Source organism: Brenneria sp. L3-3C-1 (assembly GCF_016456245.1).
Classification (GTDB): Bacteria; Pseudomonadota; Gammaproteobacteria; order Enterobacterales; family Enterobacteriaceae; genus Brenneria.
Window position 1 is genome coordinate 1 of sequence record NZ_JAEMHF010000029.1, and the last position, 1,221, is coordinate 1,221.

The window sequence follows — 1,221 nt, forward strand, 5'->3', positions numbered from 1 at the left end:
TGACCTGCCCCCAGGATTAGATACAACACTCAGTTAGTAATGTCGGATCCTTCACTCTCAGAATTACCCTTTCTCCAGGCCGCCGCAAATTCAGACGGCGTCTGATAATTCAGCGCGGAGTGCGGACGGCACTCATTATAATCCTGACGCCATTCACTGATAGTTTTCCTGGCATGACTGACGTCACTGAACCAGTGTTCATTCAGGCATTCATCGCGAAAGCGTCCGTTAAAACTCTCAATAAATCCGTTCTGTGTCGGCTTGCCGGGCTGGATAAGCCGCAACTCCACGCCATGCTCAAAGGCCCATTGATCGAGCGCGCGGCAGGTAAATTCCGGGCCCTGGTCAGTTCTTATCGTCGCCGGATAGCCGCGAAACAGCGCAATGCTGTCCAGAATACGCGTGACCTGCACGCCTGAAATCCCAAAGGCAATGGTTACCGTCAGGCACTCCTTCGTGAAGTCATCCACGCAGGTCAGGCACTTGATCCTGCGACCGGTGGCCAGCGCATCCATGACAAAATCCATCGACCAGGTCAGATTAGGCGCAGCCGGGCGGAGCAGCGGCAGACGTTCTGTTGCCAGCCCTTTACGACGTCGTCTGCGTTTTACGCCCAGCCCGCTCAGATGATAAAGGCGGTACACGCGCTTGTGATTAACATGGAGCCCTTCACGGCGCAATAACTGCCAGATGCGGCGGTAGCCAAAACGCTTGCGCTCCAATGCCAGTTCGGTGATGCGCCCGGATAAATGCGCATCCGATGCCGGGCGCTGCACTTCGTAACGGCAGGTCGACAGGGACAAACCTGTTAGCCTGCAGGCACGACGCTGCGACAGACCGGTCGTATCACACATCAACACCACGGCTTCCCGCTTCTGGTCTGTCGTCAGTACTTTCGGCCCAGAGCTACCTGAAGCGCCTCCTTATCCAGCATGGCTTCGGCCAGCAGTTTCTTGAGTCGGGCGTTCTCTTCCTCAAGCGACTTCAGGCGCTTAACCTCGGGCACCTCCATACCGCCATACTTTTTACGCCAGGTGTAAAACGTGGCGTCGGAAATGGCGTGCTTGCGGCAGAGTTCACGGGCGGATACCCCGGCTTCAGCCTCGCGGAGAATACTGATGATCTGTTGGTCGGAAAAACGCTTCTTCATGGGGATGTCCTCATGTGGCTTATGAAGACATTACTAACATCGGTGTGTACTAATCAACGGGGAGCAGGTCA

At 55.6% G+C, this 1,221-nt stretch carries 1 protein-coding gene; it reads right to left on the reverse strand.

The genetic code is table 11. The annotated features are described in order from the left end of the window. Window positions 1–29: 29 nt before the first annotated feature. Window positions 30–1,150, reverse strand: a protein-coding gene (locus JG725_RS20540) for an IS3 family transposase (RefSeq protein WP_199379691.1) whose coding sequence is annotated in 2 segments (ribosomal slippage) — window positions 30–892 and window positions 892–1,150 — 1,122 coding nt in all. Because the reading frame shifts where the segments join, the coding sequence is not laid out codon by codon here. Between the last annotated feature and the right edge of the window lie 71 nt (window positions 1,151–1,221).